Origin of the sequence: Bacteroides gallinaceum, assembly GCF_030373775.1 — a bacterium.
Lineage (GTDB): Bacteria > Bacteroidota > Bacteroidia > Bacteroidales > Bacteroidaceae > Phocaeicola > Phocaeicola excrementipullorum.
This window is the reverse complement of the sequence record NZ_JAUDEN010000032.1, coordinates 1-23,193: the sequence shown is the minus strand read 5'-3', so window position 1 is coordinate 23,193 and position 23,193 is coordinate 1. Positions and strand designations below refer to the sequence as shown.

Below are 23,193 nucleotides of genomic sequence, written 5' to 3'. Positions count from 1 at the left end.
CTTTATTATTATAAAGAATCGAAAAAAGAGCAATCTTTTTGGTCATTCGAGGGTTATTGATTATTTTTACCATTGATTTAAAGAGTGATTTTATGACAATTATAGAACGATTTTTGAAGTATGTTTCATTCGATACGCAGTCGGATGAATCTGCCGGCGTGACTCCGAGCACTGAAAAGCAGATGGTGTTTGCAAGATACTTGAAGACAGAACTCGAGGAACTGGGATTGAAGGATATATCTTTGGATGAAAACGGATATTTGTTCGCGACTTTGCCTTCAAATGTTTCCCGTCCGATTCCTGTGATCGGATTTATCGCCCATATGGATACAAGTCCGGACATGAGCGGCGAGAACGTGAAGCCGAGGATAGTAGAAAAGTATGACGGAACAGATATCGTGCTTTCGGCCGATGACCACATCGTGCTTTCTCCGAAAAGTTTTCCGGAACTGCTTGACCATGTGGGCGAAGACCTGATAGTGACCGACGGCCATACATTGCTGGGAGCTGATGACAAGGCCGGCATTGCAGAGATTGTAGGAGCGGTGTCCTATTTATTGGAACATCCGGAAATAGAACACGGAGATATCCGCATAGGATTTAACCCGGACGAAGAGATCGGACTGGGAGCGCATAAGTTTGATGTTGAGAAGTTCGGTGCCAAGTGGGCTTACACGATGGACGGAGGAGAAGTGGGCGAACTCGAGTTTGAAAACTTTAACGCAGCTTCTGCAACGGTCAGCGTGAAGGGACTGAATGTGCATCCGGGCTATGCAAAGAATAAAATGATCAATTCTTTGCTTGTTGCCAATGAATTTGTGTCGATGCTTCCGTTTGGTGAAACTCCTGCAAAAACAGAGGGATATGAAGGATTTTTCCATCTGGTAGGAATGGAGGGAGAGGTTGAGCATACTTCTGTCAGCTATATTATCCGCGACCACGACCGTGAAAAGTTTGAAGCGCGGAAGTGTCTGATGCTTGAATGTGCAGGCAAACTGAACGAGAAATACGGTGAAGGCACTGTTTCCGTCGAATTGAAAGACCAGTATTATAACATGCGCCAGCAGGTAGAGCCTTTGATGCATATTATTGACCTGGCTTTTGCCGCCATGCAGGAAACCGGAGTGGAGCCGAAGGTGAAGGCCATTCGCGGCGGAACAGACGGTGCGCAGCTCTCGTTCAAGGGGCTTCCGTGTCCGAATATCTTTGCCGGAGGACTGAATTTCCACGGACGCTATGAGTTTGTTCCCGTGCAGTCTATTGAAAAAGCCATGAAAGTGGTGGTGAAGATTGCTGAACTGACGGCCAAGAGGTATTGATGGATTTCCGCCAAAAGCGCAGAAGCGCCGGGCTCAGAACAGTCAATATGGATTTGCCTTTTTGTGTGGCATCTGCTTTTTCGAAGGATTCTGTGTCTTTGCGCCTCTGTGCAGGCTTCAGTTTCTTTGCGTGTTTTTCTTTTACGACCTTAATACTTTATGATATATGAAAACGACTCCGTTTACCGAGATTCACATAGCTCTCGGTGCTAAAATGCATGAATTTGCCGGCTATAATATGCCGATTGAGTATCCTGCCGGCATTATTGAAGAACACCTGACCGTATGCAACGGTGTGGGAGTATTTGACGTGTCGCACATGGGCGAATTCTGGGTGAAAGGTCCCCATGCGCTTGAATTTCTGCAAGACGTGACGTCAAACAATGCAGCGGCTCTTGTTCCGGGAAAAGTGCAGTATTCTTGTCTGCCGAACGAAGAAGGGGGCATTGTGGATGACCTTGTTGTGTATGATTACGGCGGCGACAAATACATGATGGTGGTCAATGCAGCGAATATCGACAAGGACTGGAATTGGTGTGTTGCGCACAACCGTGCGGGGGCTGTGCTTGAAAACTCTTCCGACCGTATCGGACAGTTGGCGGTGCAAGGACCGAAGGCGTTGCAGACGCTTCAGAAACTGACATCGCTGGATCTTTCTGAAATTGCCTATTATACATTTAGAGTGGGCGAACTGGCCGGAGTGCCTGAAGTGATCATCTCCAACACGGGATATACTGGAGCGGGAGGCTTCGAACTGTATTTCCGTCCGGAAGATGCCATAAAGATATGGAATGCTGTTTTTGATGCCGGAGCAGAGTTCGGAATCAAGCCGATCGGACTGGGGGCGCGCGATACGCTCCGTATGGAAATGGGATTCTGCCTGTATGGAAACGACATTGACGACACGACTTCGCCTATCGAGGCCGGACTGGGATGGATTACGAAGTTTGTTGACGGCAAGAATTTCACGGCCCGTTCCATTCTTGAGCGGCAGAAGGCCGAAGGCGTTTCGCGCAAGCTGGTAGGTTTTGAGATGATCGATCGCGGCATCCCGCGCCACGGATACAAGCTGACGGATGCAGACGGCAATGAAATCGGTCATGTGACTTCGGGCACAATGTCCCCGATAAGGAAGATCGGAATAGGTTTGGGATACGTGAAGACAGAATACTCAAAACCGTCTTCCGAGATCTTTCTGGACAATCGCGGACGGAAGTTGAAGGCAATGGTTGTCAAGCCGCCGTTCAGGAAATGAGGTTTCAAAATGTAACCTGCTCTTTGCAAAAAGGGCAGGCTATGACTAAAAATAGTGAAATTTTTCCGTAATTGGACTTGCGGATATGTTTTGTAACAATTTTTACACCGAGTGGAATGCTCGTTTAATGAAGAACTTTTTTATCTTTGCGGTGTAAAAAAAGAAAACCATACACTTATACTATAAACTTAAAACATTAAGAATTATGGAATTTATTACAAACGAAAAGCTTACCATCGTTGGTGCTGCCGGTATGATCGGTTCTAACATGGCTCAGACTGCTATCATGATGGGCCTTACTCCTAACATCTGTTTGTACGACCCGTATGCTCCGGGGTTGGAAGGCGTGGCTGAAGAATTGTATCACTGCGGTTTCGAAGGTGTAAACGTAACCTTCACTTCTGACATCAAAGAAGCTCTGACTGGTGCTAAATATATCGTAAACTCAGGAGGCGCTGCCCGTAAAGCCGGCATGACTCGCGAAGATCTGTTGAAAGGCAATGCAGCCATCGCTGAAGAATTCGGAAAGAACGTTAAGCAGTACTGCCCGGATGTTAAGCACATTGTGGTTATCTTCAACCCGGCCGACATCACCGGACTGATCACTTTGCTGTATTCAGGATTGAAACCTTCTCAGGTTACAACTTTGGCTGCTCTTGACTCAACTCGTCTGCGCAGCGAACTGGCCAAGTATTTCGGCGTATCTATGGACGCTGTTGAAAACTGCCGCACATACGGCGGACACGGCGAACAGATGGCTGTATTCGCTTCTACAGCTAAGGTGAACGGCAAGCCGCTGATTGACATCATTGGCACTGACGCACTGCCGAAAGAAACATGGGCTGAAATCCAGCAGAAAGTTACTAAGGGCGGAGCTAACATCATCGCTCTGCGCGGACGTTCTTCATTCCAGAGCCCGGCTTACGTATCTATCGAAATGATCGGTGCAGCTATGGGCGGAAAAGCATTCCGCTGGCCGGCCGGCACTTACATCTCAAACGACAAGTACGACCACATCATGATGGCTTGGGAAACTTCAATCTCTGCTGACGGCTGCCACTGCGCTGCTTTGAACGGAACTCCGGAAGAACAGGCTGCTTTGGACAAGAGCTATGCTCATCTCTGCGAATTGCGTGATGAAGTTATCGCTATGGGCGTTCTTCCTGCAATTTCAGAATGGAACAAGCTGAACCCGAACATCAAGTAATTGAGGATTCTGCGAATCTGACCTCGCGGATTGTCTTTGGACATGCCGGAGGAACTGAATAAGAATAGATGGCTGTGTGCCGGATTATACGCTTTGCTTAGGTTACGGGCATTTGTCGGGCAGCAGCATTTCTAGCCGAAAAGGGCTGGCTTCACAAACGAAGTCAGCCCTGATTTTTTTGTCTGAAAATTTTGTCAGGCTGCGATAATAACCCCAGCTTTCTTGGTCGAATCTCTGTCTTCAGCCTGAAGATGCATATCTTCAGCTTAGAGATGCATATCTTTAGGCTAAAGATACATATCTCCAGGCTGGAGATAAAGGTTTTGTGCCCTTTTCAGGATTTTGTCAGGCGTGTGCGGCACGTTTGCGGCGCCGGTGTCTGCGGTTCTGCATGTTCTTCCTTTGGTGAAGAATATACCGGCGGCGGATCTGGAAGGCACTCAGTCCGCCTACGACGCCCAGTATCAGGATAACGATGCCGCCGTTCAGGTTGTCACCCTTTACGCGCGACCATATTTCCAATACATTTACGGTCTTGTCTCCAAAGTCACGGATCATGGCGCAGCGTTCGATGACCGACAGGTCCGGATACTTCGTGTTGAGGAGTCTTGCATGGCTGGCTTCCGGACCGAAAAAGTAGCTGGCATCTACGTATGCTGCCGTTTCATCGATGCTGGCATCCAGGATGTCCTTTGAGGCGATGGAACTCACGTATCCGGTAGCCTCCATGTTGCGCAGGGCGATGTCGGGCCTGCACAGAAAATTGATGAAATAGCTTGCCGCCTCTCTGTTTCTGGCGTATTTGGGGATTACCCATCCGTCGTACCATACGTTGCTCCCTTCTTCGGGCACTGTATAGCCCAATTCCACGCCTACCTCTGCCGCTTCTTCGATGGCCCATTGCGCATCGCCGCTCCATGTCATGTTTATCCAGGCCTTGCCTTTCGTCATCATTTCTTTTCCGAAATCGGCTTCCCATCCGGCCACGTTCGGCTTCAGCAGCTTGAGGTATTTCTCTACCGTATCCATGGCAGCGGGTGAATAGTCATTCATCAGATCGGGTACGGTTGCTTTGTGTTCTGCCAGTTGCCTGCGGCAGGCATACAGCATGGCGGTGCCGTATGAATCCCGGTATGAGTCTTTCATCAGAATCTTCCCTGCGTACCGCTTGTCCCACAGGCAGCCCCACGAGTTCAGATCTTCCTCCCTGAGGTATTGCTTGTTGTAGAGCAGTCCTGCGGTTCCCCACATGTAGCATACGGCATAACGGCTCGCCGGCTTGTCGCCCGGCACGGTCAGCCTGTCGATTTGCTGGCGGATATACGGGGCTACATTGTGCATGTAGTTGGGCGAGTTCAGGAAAAGCGTGTCGATGGGCAGCAGCAGCTTCTTGCGGAGCATGCGTTCGATGATGTATTCGGAAGGGCACACGACATCGAAATCTTCGTGCCCTCGTTCGATTTTGGTGAGCATGATCTCGTTGATGTCAAATGTCTGGTACACGATTCTTATATCTTTTCCGGTGTGTTCCTTGTAGTACTTGCAGAAATCGTCCAGAACCCCTTCACCGATGTAGTCTGCCCAGTTATATATTTTCAGGATATGTTCTCTGGAATCATCGGTGTCATTGTAGCAGCTTGACAGTCCCATACATGCCAGGACCAGTCCCGACAGAATCAAACACAGTTTTTTCATTTTGTTTTCGTTCGGCTTTTCAAATCGGATTGTTGTTCTTGTTTTTAGCTTTGTCTGCACGCCGGTTGATGATGATGAGCAGCAGCAGGATGACCACGAATATGATGGCAGACAGCGGACGCAGTTCGGGAGTAAGCCCTCCCTTGCGTGCATCGGCATAAATGTAGGTCGACAAGGTTTCGAGGCCCTGGTTGCCGATGGTGAACACTGTCACGGCAAAATCATCGATCGAAATGGTCAGTGCCAGAAGGAATCCGCTGATCATCCCCGGACGTATTTCGGGAACGATTACCTTCCATAGGGCCTGCATCGGAGTGGCTCCCAGATCGAGTGCGGCCTCATACAGGTTGGGATTCATCTGCTTCAGGCGGGGCATTACGCTCAGCACGACATAAGGAGTGCAGAAGGTGATGTGCGCCAGGACAACGGTTGTGAATCCTTGGGTTATCCCTAGCGACACGAAAAGCAGGAAGAGGGATACGCCGGTTATGATGTCGCCGTTCAGGACGGGTATCGTATTGATGAATCCCATTGCCTTGCGTCCTCGCGCGCGGAGGTTGAAGATGCCGATGGCGGCAATGCTTCCGAGCAGGGTGGAGACCGTTGCGGCGATCAGTGCGATGGCGATTGTGTTGAGAAATGCGTTCATCAGCGAATGATGCTCCCCGGTGTTCATCAGCGACTTGTACAGGTTGAGGGAAAAGCCGGTCCAGTTGCCCAGCACCTTGGCTTCGGTGAAAGAAAACACCACAATTATCAGAATGGGAGCGTACAGCAGAGTCAGCAGCACCCACAGATAAGTCTGCATGAGAATCTTCTTTACCATGGTTCGCCTCCTTTCTTCGAACTGTCATTATCTTCCGTGCTGAACACGGAAGTGGCTGCAATAAGGAAAAGCATGATCAGGGATAAGGCTGCTCCATAGTTCCACAGGCTGTTGTTGATGTTTTCCTGAATCGTGGTTCCGAACAGCTTGATGTTGTTCATTGTCAGCAGTTCCGCGATGGCGAAAGTTGAGATGGTCGGCATGAATACCATCATGATGCCGCTGACAATTCCGGGCATGGATAATGGAAGCACCACTTTCCAGAAAACCTGTACCGAATTGGCGCCTAAATCTTCTGCCGCTTCCATGTAGCTTTTGTCCATTTTCTGCAGCGTATCATAGATGGGATAGATCATGAAAGGGATAAAATTGTAGATCATGCCGAAAATCAAGGCTCCTTCCCCCAGCGGCAGCTGGGCAAAGTCGAAAAGCGCCACGGTTGCCAGCGTGCGTATCAGAATGTTCACCCACATCGGCAGGATGAAGAGCATGATCAGTGTTTTCGAGTAGCTCGAACTGCTCCGGCTCAATATCCATGCGGCAGGGTAGCCGAGGATGATGCACCCTAGCGTGGTGAGGATGGCTATTCCGATGGAGTAGATAAACGTGTTCACCGCTTCGGGATGGGCGAAGAATTTGGTGAAATTTCCCAATGTAAGGTTTCCGGCTTCGTCTGTAAACGCATAGACAACAATCAGCAGCAGCGGAATGATGACAAAGATTACGGAAAAAATCAGGTAGGGTAGTGTCCAGCTTTTTCGTGAAGCAAAAAACAGATGGATTTTTGTCATGGCCTTTTATGCTTTATTTGAAAGTCACGCGAATGTCTTCCGGGCGGATTGAAATGCCCACACGGTCGCCGTCGTCCCAGACATCATTCGTGTCGACGAATACATTTTCGTCCCAGTCCGACAGAACGGTGAGGTGGTAATGGTTGCCCTTGTATAAGATAAACTTCACTTCTCCGGTCAGGATTCCGTCTTCTGCATTGTCCAGCAGTTCAATCTTGTCGAAGTCAACGTTCACGGTCACGTGTTCCCAGTCCTTCGATCGGTCGCTCATGTCTGCGTGCATGCATTCAAATTCGCAGCCCAGAAACTCTACGTGGGTTTCGTCTTTCATTCTTCCTTCGAAGGCATTGCAGATGCGCTCTTTCTTCATGATATGGATGTCGAAGGGCTTGACAATCAGTCCTACTTCCTTACCTGCCTCAAAAGCGTGATAATCCTGAACCGTAAACTCGTATCCGTCGCACAGGACAACCATTTCATAATGCACACCCTTGAATATGCACGACTGCACCACGCCTCGCAGCTGGGCTTTGGTCTTGTCGGATGCCGGGAATATATACAGGTCTTCCGGGCGTATGACAACATCGACGGGCACGTTCTCGCCGAATCCTTCGTCTACGCATTCAAAGTCTTTTCCGCAAAAGCTGACAAGCCTGTCTTTCTTCATTATGCCGTTCAGGATATTGCTCTCGCCGATAAAGTCGGCCACAAACGAATTGACCGGCTCATTGTAGATGTCTGTAGGAGTGCCTGTCTGCTGGATTTTTCCTTCCGACATGACGACGATGGTGTCGCTCAAGGTCAGCGCCTCTTCCTGGTCGTGCGTGACATAGACGAAAGTGATGCCCAATGTCTTGTGCATTTCTTTCAGTTCCATTTGCATGTCCTTGCGCATTTTCAGGTCGAGAGCCGCCAGCGGTTCGTCAAGCAGCAGCACTTCGGGTTCGTTCACGATGGCTCTGGCAATGGCCACCCGCTGCTGTTGCCCTCCCGACAGCGAGTTGACGTCGCGGTATTCGTAGTCGGTCATTCCTACCATTTTCAGAGCCGCCATCACTTTCCGCGTCATTTCGGCTTTCGGCATCTTCTTCAGTTTCAGGCCGAATGCAATGTTGTCATACACGTTCAGGTGAGGGAATAAGGCATATTTCTGAAACACGGTATTCACCGGACGCTTGTGCGGCGGTGTTTGCGTTATTTCCTTTCCGTTAATCAGAATCGTTCCTTCCGAGGCTGTCTGGAAGCCGGCTATGAGTCGCAGAAGAGTTGTTTTCCCGCAGCCTGAAGGCCCCAGGATGGTGACGAATTCTCCTTTCCTTATGGACAGGTTGACGTTGTCCAGTGCAGTCTTGTCATCGAAAAACTTCGACACGTTTTTCACTTCGATGATCGGTTTGTTCTCGCTTTGCATCGTATTAAAATCAAATTCGGCGCAAAGTTACATTTTAATTCATTCTAAGATGTAAATCCGCCGGAATTTCTTTCCCGTTTGAGAAAAACGAAACAGAAATGAAACTTGTTTTACATATTTATGCAGAAGCGGCAAGGTACTATTTCATGTTGCCGAAATAGATGTCCAGCAGTTTTCTTGCTGCTGAAAAAGAAGTGACTTTTCCGCTGAGGACTTCCTCCTCCTGCTTTGGCAGTATCCGGGCAATGGTGTCGTCATTGTAGAAGTTGTCGCGCAAATGTTCGTTGATGGTTTCGTACATCCAGAACTTTGACTGTTCGTTTCTCCGGTGCTGGAAATACCCGTTTGCTTTTACAAACGTGATGTATTTGTAAACCATGTCCCATATTTCTTTGATCCCGATGCCGTAAAATCCTGAGTAGGTAAGCACTTGCGGGAGCCATCCGGATTCGGGAGCAGGAAAGAGGTGCAGCGCATTGCGGAAGTGCGTTGCGGCCAGCTTGGCTTTTTCTATGTTGTTTCCGTCTGCCTTGTTGATTACAATTCCATCTGCCATTTCCATGATTCCCCGCTTGATGCCCTGAAGTTCGTCGCCGGTTCCCGCCAACTGGATGAGCAGGAAGAAGTCCACCATCGAATGCACGGCAGTTTCGCTTTGTCCTACGCCTACGGTTTCTACAAAAATCTTGTCGAATCCTGCTGCTTCGCATAGAAAGATGGTTTCACGGGTCTTTCTGGCAACTCCGCCCAATGAACCGGCCGTTGGACTGGGACGTATGAAAGAATCCGGATGTATGGAGAGTTTTTCCATGCGGGTTTTGTCGCCCAGGATGCTTCCTTTAGAGCGTTCGCTGCTTGGGTCAATGGCCAGAACAGCCAGCTTTCCTCCGTACTGTTCCAGCACATGAAGTCCGAAAACATCGATTGATGTGCTTTTCCCGGCGCCGGGTACGCCGCTGATACCCACCCGTATTGAATTTCCCGTGTAGGGAAGACATTTTTCCAGAACCTCCTGAGCCAGTGTCTGGTGTTCCGGTCTGACGCTTTCCACCAAGGTTACTGCCTGGCTCAACACCGTGATGTCCCCTTTCACGATGCCTTCCACATATTCGTTTGCCGACAACTGGCGGCGTTTCGGCTTCTTTCTCAGTTTCAGATAAGGATTAACAACAGCAGGCTGTTCCACTCCCTGGTTTACAGTTAACCCCTTGTATTCTTCCTTGTTTTCGGGGTGTTCCATAAGATCTTTATTTTTCGTTTGACTTCAATTGTGCTTTCACTCGGATGGTAACCATCGGATGTTGCGGGTCGTTTGTAATCATCAGTATACGTGGCGTGCCTTTCACCCTGGGCAGGTTTGCGGCCAGTACAGTCACTTTCATCTTGGTCGATTCGCCCGGCTTGAGTGTTCTTTTCTTCAGGTTAACTCCCAAGGCAATGCTGAATACTTGCATGTCTTGGATTACCAGATCCGACTTTCCCGTATTGGTGATGATTATATGTTGCGATTTCTTTTGGTTCGGACGAAGGTCCATAAACTCCAGTTGTTTGGAGGATACGGATATCACCGGAGGATTGTTCTTCTGCTGTTCGGTCAGTTGGGAGAAGTCCGGGAGCAAGGCCACAGATACCGGTATTTCATTTTCTTCGCCTACTTTATCGCCTGAGTATCTTGACAGATAAACAGAGGCTCGGGTAATACCCAGTTTGGGCAATTTGTCCGTATTCAGCGTTACTTTGATTTTTCCGGCTTTTCCACGTCCCAGTTTGTCGGGTGTCGCTTCTGCCTCCAGATAAGGAGGGAGATGCATGAGCACCGGTGAATAGGCTTTGTTGGAGGTGTTGGCTACCAGCAGTTCGATAGACGGGCGGTCCCCTTTATGGACTGACTCGAAGTTCAGTTCGTCCTGATTCAGCCGGATAGCTCCGATCAGGTACGGATGAGTGAATGAAAAGTTTTTCGCATCGGCGGTTACTTCTCCGTTGAAATTCAGATAAATCGGTTCGATTGCCGCATTGCAGTATATTCCCAGGTCCTTATAGAAATGCCCGATTGCTTCTGCATCGAAAACGGCAGTAATCTCTCCTTTATCTCCCGGCATGACCGGATCTTCCGTCCATTTGGCTTCCATACAGCCGCATGACACTGTAACGTTGGAAACGACAAGTGGCTTGTCGCCGGTGTTTGTGAATTTGTAGCTGACGGTTACCGGATTGCGCCAAAGCACATAGCCCAAGTCTTTCGATTCGCTGTCGAATGTGATTCTCGGCTGCGCCTGGACGAGCAGGCATATAAAAGATATAACTAGTGATGTATAAATCCGCTTCATTTCTTGTCTTGAATTTAGAAACAAAGATAAAGAGAAAAACTTTTGCAAGCAAACTTCCTTTGTCTATTTAATACTTCTTCGGGATGATTTAGTGAAAACAAGAAACATGCCGGATTTGAACTTTAAGCACAAAGCCGCCCAAGCCCAGTATCTTACGCAATGGAATTTCCATCTTTTTCTGTGGCTTGGCGGCTCTGTGTCCTGTTCTTTTGATGTGAACGTCCTTCTTCGTGCGGGCTATTCGGCAACAAGCTTCATGCCTCCGGTGTGGCCGGCGAATTCGGGAGCATAGGCCGACTGGATGCTTGCCATGCCTGCCTGATAAGTTCCGGCACGGTCCACGTGTACCGTGTATTCAATCACGTAGCTTCCCTTCCGCATCTTGTCGATGAAGAACTCTGTGGAGGCATCCCGGCTCACCTGGTAGTAGCCGATTCCCGTCTTTGCGTTCCAGCGGTAGCCGGAAAGTTGTTCGGACGGCTCGAAGCAGGCGGGACGTTCGTCTTTTATCTGAATGAAGTCCATGTCACGGTCGGCCTTGATGTTCAGGCGGACAGTCAGCTTGTCGCCCACGTTCAGAACAGCGTGCTTGTCGATCCGTTTGCCGTCTTTCAGCACTTCAAGGCTGATGGACAAGCCGTTTCCTTTGGCATCTGCCAGTCTGTCCATTTCTTCCAGGTATTGGGCATAAACGGCTCCCCAGCCGATTCCGCTGCCGGTTTTGCTTATTTCTGCACGTTTTATATCAGTATCTGTTCCCGTGTAGGTGCGGCGTGCATAGCCCAGCGCATCGTCCGGAGTTTCCATCTCCATTCTGCCGGCCTTGACGGTCATTTTGCCTGATGTATTCAGCTGGTGTCCTCCGGAGCAAAGCAGTGCATAGATTGCGTCTGCCGTTTCCAGCGAGTTGCTCCACGCCTGAACCTGTTTCTGTTTCAGCAGCCATTGCTGCATTTCTGCATGCATTGACTCGTCAGGCTCCACTCTGGCGATGGCTTCCATTGCTGCCACCTGGGTCGGTATCTTATAACTGTTCCATGAGTACAAAGCTTTTGCCGTGTCAAAATAGCGTCCCATTTCGGGTGTGTACAGCGAATATTCCTTGATGGAGCGGACCAAGGTCATGGCTTCGCTAGCATTGCCTGTACCCTGCATGATGACGGCAATCATTGCTTTTTCACCGATGGAGTATTCAGCGGAGCGGTTCTTTAGTTTTTCCAGCATATATGCGTTGACTGCCTTGTCGGCTTTTGATGCTGCAAACTTGTCCAAAGCACATATATAAAGATACTTTACGGCCAGATTGCTCGGAAGAACGTTCAGCTCATGCATTTCCTCCTGCCGTTTCATGCTTCTGTATTCTTCCTGCATCTGAGCGGTCAGCCAGTTCCAGGCTTTCAGGTACATGCTGTTTATCCGTACGTCAGTCACAGCGTTCATCGCTTTCAGCCGTGCCATGAGTTCTGCCACCTGTGTCGTGACAATCCGGCTTCCGGTCATTCCGTCAAACCACGACCAGCTTCCGTCTGTGTGCTGCATCTTGCCCAGACGGTCCACGCTTGTCTGCAACTGGCTTTTCATCCGGTTCAAGTCGAACAGTACGGCGATGCGGCGCTTCTGTTCGCTTTCATCGGTTGCTTCTGTCAGCCAGGGCGTTTCATTGAGCAGCATGTTCTTCAGATCCTGGTTCTGTTCCAGTTTGCTCAGCCACGTATCCTTGTCGGTGCTTTGAGATGCCCATGCGCTGAACACCTGTCTGATTTCCGGATTCTTGTCGAGAATCAGTTGCGCAAGCGCATTGCCGTAATAAGCTCCAGCCCATGCAAAAGCATTCTCACTGTCGGGGTTGGAAAGAACCGGAAGCGCCTGCACTGCATACCAGACCGGATTGGCCGTCAGTTCAAAGCTCAACCGGCGGCCGGTTGCTGTTTTGCTCTGCTTGTTGAAAAGGTCATCCAGTTCCAGTGTCTTGCTTTCATTGTCTTTCAACTGGAACGGCAAGGTTTCCGTCACCCACTGTTTGTCGGTCAGTATAGGCAAGTAATGCTGTTCGCCGTCGCTGTATTCTCCGGCATCGGCCACCATGCGGCATATCAGCACATCGTATGTGTCCGTCACTTCATATTCAAAGCTCACTGAGCCGTTCTGGTTAGCCGCCACTTCAAACGGCTGTTCGGATTCGTATACCGTTTTGCCGTCAACCGGATTCACCAGTTGCATGCGTACGATTCCTGCAACGACATTGCCCGAAATGTTGTCTAGCGAAGCTGCTATGACGGCACGGTCGCCTGCGCGCACAAAGCGCGGCATGTTGGGCTGGATCATGAACGGCTTGCTGGTTCTGGCCTTTGCCGTAATCAGTCCGTAGTCCATGCTTTGCGTGTGTGCCATTCCCATCAGCTTCCATTCGGTCACTGCGTCAGGCATGGTAAACACCATCCGCACGGCACCGGCTGAATCGGTGCGCAAATCAGAGTAGAAGAAAGCTGTTTCGGCGAAGTTGTCTCTCAGAGGCACGTATTCCTCATCTGATTCGAGCGAGGACAGCGATGCCGCATCAGTTATAGCCATAGAAAAGACTCCATTGTTTGTCTCAAAACCATTTTCCTGTGCAACTGCAGCTTGTTCAACTTCGTCTGCCGCCGCCTTATACAACGCTTTGGAAGAAGCCAGGCTGCGTGCCATCAGCACTTTTCCGCCGCCACGGATGTAAATGTTTCTCTGCCGGAGCGAAGGTACAAACAGGCGGCTGTATCCGTTCGGAAAATCGAAGTCATACACATTCGAATGGCTGTGGTCGTAGAACGGGCTGTACAGAGAGAAATACGTATTCATGGTGTGCATGCCCGGCCATACGGAAGGAGTGTAACGCCGGAAGTTCAGTCTGAAGCTCCATTGATTATCCAGCAGACGGTCGAGAGAGGCGTCATACAGCGTTGCCATGAAGCGTGCGTCGGCAGGCTTTCCGTTTCTGTCGAGGATGCTCAGCGTCCATTCTTCTTGTCCGCCCGGCACAAGATTGTCGCGGAAACTTTCCCATTTCAGCGAAAGTTCTTTCTGCGGTTCCGGCCGGGCGATGGAAACCTGCTTGGTATAGAAAATGCCTTTTCTCATGAATGCAAAGCTCACCGTAATGCCGTCGCCATACGCTTCCTTATACGGGTAGACGAATTTGCGGATCTCATTGTCCAGTGTCAGCCGCTCGCTATGGATGCGTTTGGCTCCGCAATAGACGGAGTAGAACACGTACACATCCTGTTCGCTTGAACCCACGTATAAAGTGACCGGATGTTCTTCATTGAATTCCGTACCTTCCTGATAGAACCATTCTGTCGTTTCATAAGGCGGGCGGACATCGTTTCTGGAGAAGAGAGCAAAATCCTGTTCTGCCTTGCATGTTCTGCCCTGGCTGTCATCGGCCGAAATCTCTATCCGGTATTTTCCGGATGCGCAGTCCAGCAAAGCTTCGGGGATAAAGGCGGTTTGTGAAGGCTGTTCTCCTTGCGCGGCCAGCGAGCCTTTCTTGTCGTCCTTGTCCAGCGTATAAATCCGGTAGCTGACTTTTGTGTCTACCGGCTGGCCGTTCAGGTTGCGCGCGAGGAACTGGATCTTGTCCCGCTTTTCACGCATCACCTTTGCGCTCAGTCCGTCGATTTGCAGACCCATCGACAACTTGCTGACGGGCAAAGACAGACTTCCCGACTGGGTTTCGCCGTCTATGTTCACCACATCCGCACTTACCTTATATATATAATAGCTGTTCCAGTCGCCGGTGCTGGTTTCCGGTTTTTCGAGGACTGCTTCTATCCGGAACTTTCCGTCGGCATCCGTCTGGGTTTCACCGCTTCCGATCACCTGGGATGAACCTCCTCCGATCCGCCAGAACCATGCCTGCGAGCGGGTTACGGTGTAGCTTACTTTTCCGTTTCGTACCGGAGCTCCCGAAAAGTTCTTTGCGGCGGCCTCCAGCGACAAGGTATCCCCCGCTGTATAGGACTCCTTGTAAGGCGTGAACACTACGTCAAACGTAGGACGCTTGTATTCGTCCACTCGTATATACCGGTTTCCGTTTTCCGCTTCCAGACGGAAATTGCCCGGAAGCACTGACTGAGGCAATGCAAACTCGGCATGGAATCCTCCGAAGTCGTCCGTGACCAGTTCACGTTTGGACAGTTCCTGACCGTTCGCGTCACGCAAGGTCAAGGTGAATTTCCATCTGCTGCGGACTTTCGTATCGTCACCCTGCTGCTTATAGGCCACTCCAGACACGTAAACGGTTTGTCCGGGGCGGTATAGGGCACGGTCTGTATAAAGTTCCGTGCGGTATGTTTCCTTCCCGTCTGAAGGAACAGCCAGTCCTCGGCCTCTTGATACATACGAAACCTGCATGAAGTCGCCGTCTGTTGTTCGGGCATTCATCCAAAGGCTCCGTTCTTTCAGTTCGGGAACCACGGCACGTCCGCTTCCGTCCGTCTTGAACGTGCGGTAAAGTGTGTAATTGCCCGGAGTGGGGATGGAATAGAACACGATTTCCGCTCCCGGCACCGGATGGCCCGTCTTGCGGTCCACCACATCATATTCCGTCTGTTTGCCTTCCAGCGGAAACGAAAGTATCTGCAGGGGAGAAAGATGCACCAGTTCGTATGCCGCTTTGTCCTTGTGCCCGTCGGGGACAGACTTGAGCATGTAGATGCCCGGTTCCGGCATCCGGCAGACGAATGTACTTGCCGTATCCTTATAGTCGGGAGTGTCGGGCAGGGCAAAATGTTTGCTTCCTGCCAGTTTCCCGTATTTCTTTACCATGTCCGCCTGTTCCATTCCGCCCGCAAAGATTGATGACGATGCTTTCAGATTCAGCCGGTATACCTCCAGTGTCATCCCCTTCAGGTTTTTCGACCTCACTTCAAACACGGCATCTTCTCCGGGGTAAGCCCATTCCGTATGCAGGTTCAGCGAAGGGTTCAGGATCCGTTGCCGGTAGTCTTTCAGGTCGGCGGCAAATTCCGACCGGGGATATAGTTCCAGTCCTTCGCCGATTACCTGCATCGCCTCTGTAAATTGCTGGTTCCGGTGATACAATTCTGTCAGATGCACATATACGGCTGCACAGGAAGACACGCCGGCATACTCTTTCATCCAGTTTCGGAGCAAAGCCACTTCCTCCGTCTGAGAGAGCCTGACGGGCGGAACCATCTCGCCTCCCTGCCGGTAAGAAAGCAGGCAAAGGCGGGTCAGCAGTTCGGCTGAGCGGTTGCCTGTCCGGATATAATAGTCAATCAGCGAGTTGTAGAAATCCATTACGGCACGGTGCGCTTCCTTGCTGCGGGTCACATCCACGTATCCCCACGAAAACCTGTAGGCCGCCTGACGCACAAGCAGATCCAGCATCGTGTCACCGAAATATTTCTCGCTCAGTTTTCCGCTTTCAACCATGGGACGGTAGTCTTTGGCCGTCACCCTGGCCAGCACATCCGGATACTTCAGCGATTCGCGGAAATACCACAGCGCACTGTCCACGTCGGCTGTCTGCTCTTCCAGTTGGTACACCCCCATGATATGGTGCAGCACGGCGCGGGCCACCGTATCCTTTTCTTCGGCCGTCCAGCGGCGAAGAGCTTCCAGTTCACCGTTCAGGCCGTCGGCCGACAAGCTGACTTTCGCTTCCGTCCGCACAAGAAACGCCTTCATCATCTGAGGTGCATTTCTTTCGGCTGCCGCTTTCGCATAAATCTTGTCCAACTGATTTATTGCCGATTTCGGCAAATCCTTTTTCTCCAGATTCTCCACTTCCTTCCACATCTGGTCGTAGCTTTGCGCCCGGACCTGCAGGGCAAAGATGCCCAAAAGGAAAAAGAGTCCGCTTATTAAACTTGTCTTCTTCATAAGTCTTGGTTTATAATTTCGACATTAAATTCTTGCATTTTTTCGTGCCTTGCCGGGCCTTGTAAAATGACCCGTTATCTTGATTAAAATTATTCGTCATCTTCATCAAAATGTCCCGTCATCCTGAGCAAAATGTCCCGTTATCTTTTTGAGCCGGCCGATCTCGCCTGCAATGCATCAGAGGGCATATTCCGGGTGATGGACGCTTTGACTTTATCTCTTTACTGGAAAAACAGTTTTAATAAAAAAGTGTTTATAAATTAAACGAATATTTCTGAGATAACTGCACCTTTTTATGTGAAATAATTGAAAATGGATGACGGACCGCGGATTGTTGGAGGGGTGATTGTTTCAAGTGCATAGCTGAAAAGTTTGTCTTTGAGGGAAGAAGGAACAAGCATTTTCTTGAAATTGGGCCTTGAACGGATTTTCGCCGGCGGGTTGCCTAAAGTTAGCCGTTCATGTAAACGTAACACGAATGGAACAATAATTTCACATTATTCCATGAAGTTTGCACGCTGAAAAAGAAGGTAACTACAAAATGTATGGAGAAAAGGGTGTATTTTTGTGTGGACGAAACGAACAAAATGCCTCAACTCGTGCAAAACCCTTATTATTGATTAACAACAGACAGGGGAGCAAGGAAATGTCGTGTTCAAAACTTTGCTCCTCAATCTATTAAAAAACATAAATGATGAAAACAATTCTATCTGCCATTCTTCTGAACTTGTTGGGCATCCATGCGTACGCACAGATCAATTGGGCTGTCTGCCTGGATGGAAAAGACAACAATTTGCGCATTGGAATGGATTCTATATGCAAATGCTGGACGTTGGAGGCTTGGATAAAACCCGATATGGATGAGTGGAAGAAACAAGAAGTTATTATTGGGGGAGGAGAATACAGCAGGCTCAACTCTTTGGATTATCTTCCCCTAGTGATAGATAACGGACGAATCTGCAACGTGGGAGCCGGACTTTATGGAGGTGAAGTGCCCAAGGGAAAATGGACATACGTAGCCGCCGTATGTGATGGCACGCATGTAATTCTTTACGTTGACGGCAAAGAAACGGCGAGAAAGGATACGGCTACGACTATCCTCCCTGGTTCCATCGGAATCAATGAATCTGCTGAAAGTGCTTTTGGGGGATGTATGGATGAGGTACGCATTTGGACCGCGGCACTGACAGAAAAGGAGCTGCAGCAATGGATGTATCGGCCGCTGACTGCCCGCCATGACAAGTTCCCCTATTTGAAAGGCTATTACAATTTTGATGACTTCTCTGATGACTTATCCTTAAACCGGGCAGGCGAAGGGCGCATGTCTTTCCATCTGCGCAACGGGCGCCTGAAGCAATATGGAAATGCTCCTTTGGCTTATGCTGTAAAAAACGACAATCCGTTGTTTCATGCGGAATATCATGCGCAACAACTTTTTAAGGTGGTTTCCATTCCCTCCGAATGGGATGCAGATAAAGGAAGCCGTGATTTTCAGCTGTTGAAGCTCCGGATTGAGGCTCAAGGAGAAAAGTCCCCATTAAGGGTCGAAGAACTGACACTCGATTTCGGTTTGTGTTCCGTAATCGAGGACATTGAAAAAATACATGTTTATTATGCAGGTTCCAAGCCTCGTTCAGGCATCCGCCATAAACTTACAGATAAAGACATCGTTCCTCGTTCCGGAAAATTGCATATTCGTCTGACCGATAAAGAGCACACGCTCTTGAAACACGGTACAAATTATTTGTTGATTACGGCAGATATCAGTCCGCAGGCTGCACAGGGAAACCGCCTGGGAGCAACAGCTCTTTCCGTCAGGATGGGACGAAAAACAATAACTCCTGTTCAGGCAAAAGACTGTCTTCCCATTTGGGTTACAAAGGACAGTCAAAGCGACGTACACATATTAAAAGTATTGCAGTGGAACATCTGGCATGGCGGAAATCATTTGGGAAAAGAGGGCCGTGAGCGTATTATAGATCTGATAAAGGCATCACATGCTGATGTGGTTACCATGCAGGAAGCGTATGGCTCCCAGGAGATGATTGCGCAAGGAATCGGTTTTCACATGCAGACTGCTTCCGCCGATGACAATCTGAGTCTGTATAGCCGGTATCCGATTCGGAAAATTCCGACCAAAAGCACTTTCTTTTCTAATCCTGCCGTATTGACCATGCCGAATGGCAGGGAAGTGTATGTGAATGCGTGTTGGTTGCGTTATGCCTATCGTCCCGAATACACTTGTTCTTATGCCAATTATGGGATGGATCCTCGCCAATGGGCTGCTGAAGACAGTATTTTGGGAATGGAAGACATGAAGCGTTTGCTGATAAACGACTGTTATCCCTATCTCACTTCTTCTATGCCTGCCATTATAGGAGGAGATTTTAATGCAGGAAGCCATTTGGACTGGACAAGAAAAGCCGCTTCTCTCCATTTCGGTTATGCAGCAGAAGATCTCCCCATTTCGCGCTATATGTATGAAGAAGGGTTCAAGGATTCTTTCCGTGTGCTGCATCCTGATGAGCTGGAACGGGGAGAGGGCACATATGCGGTCATATTCGGACAGTCGCAGACATCGCGCATTGATTTTATTTATGGGAAAGGAAACAATCTTCTTCCTCTTTCGTCTAAAATCATCCGTACCATGCCTGAAATAGACGATGTGTGGCCTGGCGACCATGCAGCTGTATTGACCACCTACGAAATAAAATAGCAAAACAACTTAACCGCTTGTTATTTATGATTGCACAAAAATATTTTTATCCCATCCCATGGCTTATCATTATTTGACCCTGAAGTTGTGTCATAAATGCGTCATTCACAAAAAAGGAGCTAAGTCAACGACTTAACTCCTTCATTTTCACCAGTCGGGGTGACTGGATTCGAACCAGCGACCACACGCCCCCCCCAGAGCTATCCGTTTATTTCCTATATTTTTATATCTAATTGTTTTTCAGTATATTTGCCAACGAATAAGAAACGGAAGTATTGGTATTATTTACATCTGATTATCTATATTTTCGGTACAAACGTCAGTAATCCGTCAGTAAAATAAAGTAGATAAATAATTGGTAATCTGACTGCTATAGACCAATATCTTTTTAGAAAAAGTAAAATGTCAGTAATTCGTGTCACTTATGAAATATGCTTCATTTAAGATGTGGATAGCCGATAAATATCACTATAAAGAGGGATATGCTATTTGGTTGGTTGTTCGCAAAAAATAATAAACGGAAGGTGATGGCGTTAGGCATTTATGCAGAACCGCATCAATGGAATGATAAACTTGAAATGTTTGTCACAGATAAGCGTGTTCCCAGATTACATCCAGACCGAATATACCTCAACGAATGGTTAACGCAAAAGAAATCGGAAATACTTCGCATTATAGCAGATTTCGATGCCAATAAAATTGATTGGACACTAAATCAATTCGAACAAGAATTCTTTCACTACTCAAACAAAGGAAATGTAAAGGAATTCTTTGAAAATCTAATTCAAACTTATAAAGATACCAATCATATTGGCAATGCCAACTGCTATAGCAGAACACTTCACGTATTAGAACTCTTTGACGAGAAACTGCCTGAACGTGTTTTCCCTGAAATAGATATTAAATATGTAAAATCTTTTGATGTGTTTTTACAAAAACGTGAATGTAAAGGGAATACTCGGAAGTTCTATTTTAAGACTTTACGTGCTGTATTAAACAAGGCTATCCAAGATGGTGAAGCCTCAGAAACGACTTACCCATTTGGTAAGGGCGGTTTTAGCATTTCATCATTGGAAGAAGAAACGACTAAACGTTATTTACCGCATGACTCCATGTTTAAACTAAAAACAACAGTGATGGATAATGCTGTACTTGAACGGACACGAAGATTATTTCTCTTTTCATATTACTGTTATGGTATATCGTTTATAGATGCAGCATTGCTAACTAAAAAGAATATTATCCGTTATAACGGTGGAAATTATATTGTTTATAAACGGAATAAAACAAAAGAAGCTAAGAAAGTCAAACCTATTCAGATTAAGATAACTCCTGAAATCCAAGAGTTAATGAATTGGTTTTCAGCTAATACATTATAAGTAGAAGATTACTTGTTACCAATAGTTTCTATTGCAGGATATAAAGGAGAACAACTTTATAATCATATTCGTAGCCGATTTGGGCGCAATAACAAGAATTTGGCTAACTTAGCGAAAGTTTTGGAGATTACGGATATGAAACTAACAAGCTATGTAAGTCGTCATACAATGGCTATGACTTTGCAGGACAATCAAGTACCACGTGAGGTTATCTCACAGATATTAGGCCATAGTGATTTGGCAACAACTAATACTTATTTGGATAGTTTTGCCAGTAGCGTAATAGATGAAGCAGTAAAAGTCTTATAAAAGAAACAGTATGTTATCAACAGATAAAATAAAGGACTTGCTTTCGCATGGCGAGAATAAGCAAGTAGAATTTAAGAGATGTACGGATAAGGTTTCAGCATCTGTGTATGAAACCGTATGTTCTTTCTTGAATGCAGAGGGAGGATATATCTTTTTGGGAGTGGATGATGATGGCACAATATTGGGAATTAACCCAAAATGCGTAACAGATATGACTAAAAGCATTATCAATACGCTGAATAACCCTGAACAGTTTCTTCCTCCAATGCCAATCACACCGGAACAGGCAGAGATAGACGGTAAGATTATCTTGTATCTGAATGTGCCGGAGAGTGAACAAGTGCATAGATACAAAAATCGTTTCTTCGACCGTTGGGGTGATGCGGACAATGATGTGTCAAAACATACCTATCTGGTTAAGAATATGTTCATGCGAAAAGAAAAGGAATCTTCCGAAAACGAAGTGTTTCCCGATGTGACCTTGGAAGATATGGACGAAGAATCATTCAAGATTATGCGCAGCCACATTTCCATCCATAACTCCAATCATCCGTGGCTAAGCATGACAAATGAAGAGTTCCTGAAAAGTCTGTTTTGGGGTAAACAACGGGAAACGAATAAGGAAGGATATAAGTTGGCTGCCATTCTTTTATTTGGTAAGGAACAAACTATTCTGAATTGTTGCCCGTGGCATCGCACGGACGCTATTTACCGTAGCATGTCTTACGAGCGTTTCTTGCATCCGCTTCCTACCGACCCTGACATTCGCTACAATGACAGAGATATGATATGCGTAAATTTGATTCAGTCATATATTCGTTTACTGAATTTTGTACAACGCAACATGCCTGATAAATTCCGTTTAGCGGATAATGGTATAGACCGTTTGGATTTACGGGTAATGATATTCAGAGAAGTAATATCAAATACACTGCTTCATCGTGAGTATATCAGTTCATACACCAATAAGTTTCTCATATTCCGTGATCGGGTCATAACGGAGAATTGGACGAAACCTTTCCAAACAGGGGATATAGATATAAATGACTGGCGTACCCGTACAAAGAATCCGCTAATAACAAAGGTATTCCGTGAAATGAAATGGGCTGAGGAGCTTGGATCTGGACAGAAAAATATTCGGAAATATGCTCCGTTATACTTTGAAAACTCTGAGATAGAGATTCATAGTGGAGAGGAGTTTGTCTTTTCCATTACTTATCGCGACCCTAAAGAATTTGAGTTTGCAGAAAATATACCGACAAGTCACCGACAAGTCGGCACTAAGTCGGCACTAAGTTGGCAGCAAGTCGGCACTAAGTTAGCATTAAGTCAAAAGGAGATAAAAACTATATTGGAAACATGCTTGCTCGAAAATTCTTTAACTCAGATTATTGCTTTATTCAATTTTAGTGATAGAACAAAGTTTAAGAGGAAATATATAAACCCTCTTATTGCAGAAGGATTGTTGGCAATGACTGTTCCTGATAAGCCTAACAGCCGTTTGCAGAAATACTATACCACTGAAAAAGGGAAATCACTACTATGCCAAGACGAAAGCGATTAACATTCCATATTCAAGATTTGCGATGTGCTGGTCATATCATCGAAGAGTTATCCCAACTACCACAGTTGGCTAACTTCGACATGAATTCTATTGAACTGACCATCAAAGAAAACAGACCAGCACCCAAAATTGTCAAAAAAGACATCGATATACTGATAGACCGTTTGCAGCGTGGCTTTTCAGCAAACAAACATACTGTTATGCAATTAAACGGATGCTACCTGATTACAAATGTTCATTTAGCCAAATGGATGAAGTCAACCCAAGCATCCGTCAATAAATGGATAAAGGACGGTCTGATAAAGCCCAGTAAGAATTCTTTCACTAATCTTAAATTTTGTAAGAACTGCACTATTTTGCTCTGCTCCAATAACTAAATCCATCTCCCAGTCTCCAAATCTTTTTCCATTGGCTTCTGCCGGTCTTTCATGGATGGATACCCTGTCAGGAATCATGCTTTTTCCTGCTGTCTTATATGGCTTAGCCTGGTGACGCCTGTATTTCATAT

The 23,193-nt window shown here is 47.5% G+C and carries 14 protein-coding genes and 1 pseudogene; 7 read left to right on the top strand and 8 right to left on the bottom strand.

All coding sequences use genetic code 11. The features are described from left to right. The first annotated feature begins 92 nt into the window (after window positions 1–92). The 3 genes from pepT to QUW60_RS13340 all read left to right on the top strand — a co-directional run bounded on the left by pepT (window position 93) and on the right by QUW60_RS13340 (window position 3,781). Window positions 93–1,319, top strand: a complete 1,227-nt coding sequence (gene pepT / locus QUW60_RS13350; protein ID WP_289561072.1) for a peptidase T — start codon at window positions 93–95, stop codon at window positions 1,317–1,319. Between the two features lie 166 nt (window positions 1,320–1,485). Beyond that, window positions 1,486–2,574, top strand: coding sequence for a glycine cleavage system aminomethyltransferase GcvT (gene gcvT, locus QUW60_RS13345; RefSeq protein WP_289561070.1), 1,089 nt, complete (start codon window positions 1,486–1,488; stop codon window positions 2,572–2,574). A gap of 205 nt (window positions 2,575–2,779) precedes the next feature. Further along, on the top strand, window positions 2,780–3,781 hold the full coding sequence (locus tag QUW60_RS13340) for a malate dehydrogenase (RefSeq protein WP_258338890.1): 1,002 nt from the start codon (window positions 2,780–2,782) through the stop codon (window positions 3,779–3,781). A 345-nt stretch (window positions 3,782–4,126) separates the two neighbouring features. Here QUW60_RS13340 and QUW60_RS13335 read toward each other — a convergent pair whose 3' ends face one another. The 7 genes from QUW60_RS13335 to QUW60_RS13305 all read right to left on the bottom strand — a co-directional run bounded on the left by QUW60_RS13335 (window position 4,127) and on the right by QUW60_RS13305 (window position 16,717). Beyond that, complete coding sequence (locus QUW60_RS13335; RefSeq protein ID WP_289561068.1) at window positions 4,127–5,476, bottom strand: ABC transporter substrate-binding protein; 1,350 nt, start codon at window positions 5,474–5,476, stop codon at window positions 4,127–4,129. 19 nt (window positions 5,477–5,495) lie between these two features. Continuing rightward, the gene (locus QUW60_RS13330) at window positions 5,496–6,302 is read right to left on the bottom strand and encodes an ABC transporter permease (protein WP_258338888.1); all 807 of its coding nucleotides are present in this window, start codon (window positions 6,300–6,302) and stop codon (window positions 5,496–5,498) included. After that, on the bottom strand, window positions 6,296–7,093 hold the full coding sequence (locus QUW60_RS13325; protein WP_258338887.1) for an ABC transporter permease: 798 nt from the start codon (window positions 7,091–7,093) through the stop codon (window positions 6,296–6,298). Before QUW60_RS13325 ends, QUW60_RS13330 begins: the two co-directional genes overlap by 7 nt. A gap of 13 nt (window positions 7,094–7,106) precedes the next feature. Then, window positions 7,107–8,504, bottom strand: coding sequence for a polyamine ABC transporter ATP-binding protein (locus QUW60_RS13320; RefSeq protein WP_289561065.1), 1,398 nt, complete (start codon window positions 8,502–8,504; stop codon window positions 7,107–7,109). A 139-nt stretch (window positions 8,505–8,643) separates the two neighbouring features. Next, window positions 8,644–9,744, bottom strand: a complete 1,101-nt coding sequence (gene meaB / locus QUW60_RS13315) for a methylmalonyl Co-A mutase-associated GTPase MeaB (RefSeq protein ID WP_258338885.1) — start codon at window positions 9,742–9,744, stop codon at window positions 8,644–8,646. A gap of 7 nt (window positions 9,745–9,751) precedes the next feature. After that, a complete protein-coding gene (locus QUW60_RS13310) occupies window positions 9,752–10,834 on the bottom strand; it encodes a DUF1573 domain-containing protein (RefSeq protein WP_289561062.1) in 1,083 nt (360 codons plus the stop codon). Window positions 10,835–11,071: 237 nt separating this feature from the next. Further along, window positions 11,072–16,717 (bottom strand): alpha-2-macroglobulin family protein, encoded by a 5,646-nt coding sequence (locus QUW60_RS13305; protein WP_289561060.1) that lies wholly within the window; start codon window positions 16,715–16,717, stop codon window positions 11,072–11,074. Window positions 16,718–17,411: 694 nt separating this feature from the next. Between QUW60_RS13305 and QUW60_RS13300 the strand changes: the two genes are divergently transcribed. From QUW60_RS13300 to QUW60_RS13285, 4 genes are all read left to right on the top strand, one after another. After that, a complete protein-coding gene (locus QUW60_RS13300) occupies window positions 17,412–19,433 on the top strand; it encodes a LamG-like jellyroll fold domain-containing protein (RefSeq protein ID WP_289561058.1) in 2,022 nt (673 codons plus the stop codon). A 482-nt stretch (window positions 19,434–19,915) separates the two neighbouring features. Next, window positions 19,916–20,812, top strand: coding sequence for a site-specific integrase (locus QUW60_RS13295; protein WP_434736870.1), 897 nt, complete (start codon window positions 19,916–19,918; stop codon window positions 20,810–20,812). A 12-nt stretch (window positions 20,813–20,824) separates the two neighbouring features. Then, window positions 20,825–21,121 (top strand): tyrosine-type recombinase/integrase, encoded by a 297-nt coding sequence (locus QUW60_RS13290; protein ID WP_289561054.1) that lies wholly within the window; start codon window positions 20,825–20,827, stop codon window positions 21,119–21,121. A gap of 10 nt (window positions 21,122–21,131) precedes the next feature. Continuing rightward, window positions 21,132–22,685: an RNA/DNA-binding domain-containing protein gene (locus QUW60_RS13285; protein ID WP_289561052.1), complete on the top strand. Its 1,554-nt coding sequence runs from the start codon at window positions 21,132–21,134 to the stop codon at window positions 22,683–22,685. 257 nt (window positions 22,686–22,942) lie between these two features. On the opposite strand, the pseudogene QUW60_RS13280 reads toward QUW60_RS13285, so the two are convergent. Continuing rightward, window positions 22,943–23,193: pseudogene (locus QUW60_RS13280) on the bottom strand (hypothetical protein); the annotation flags it as partial.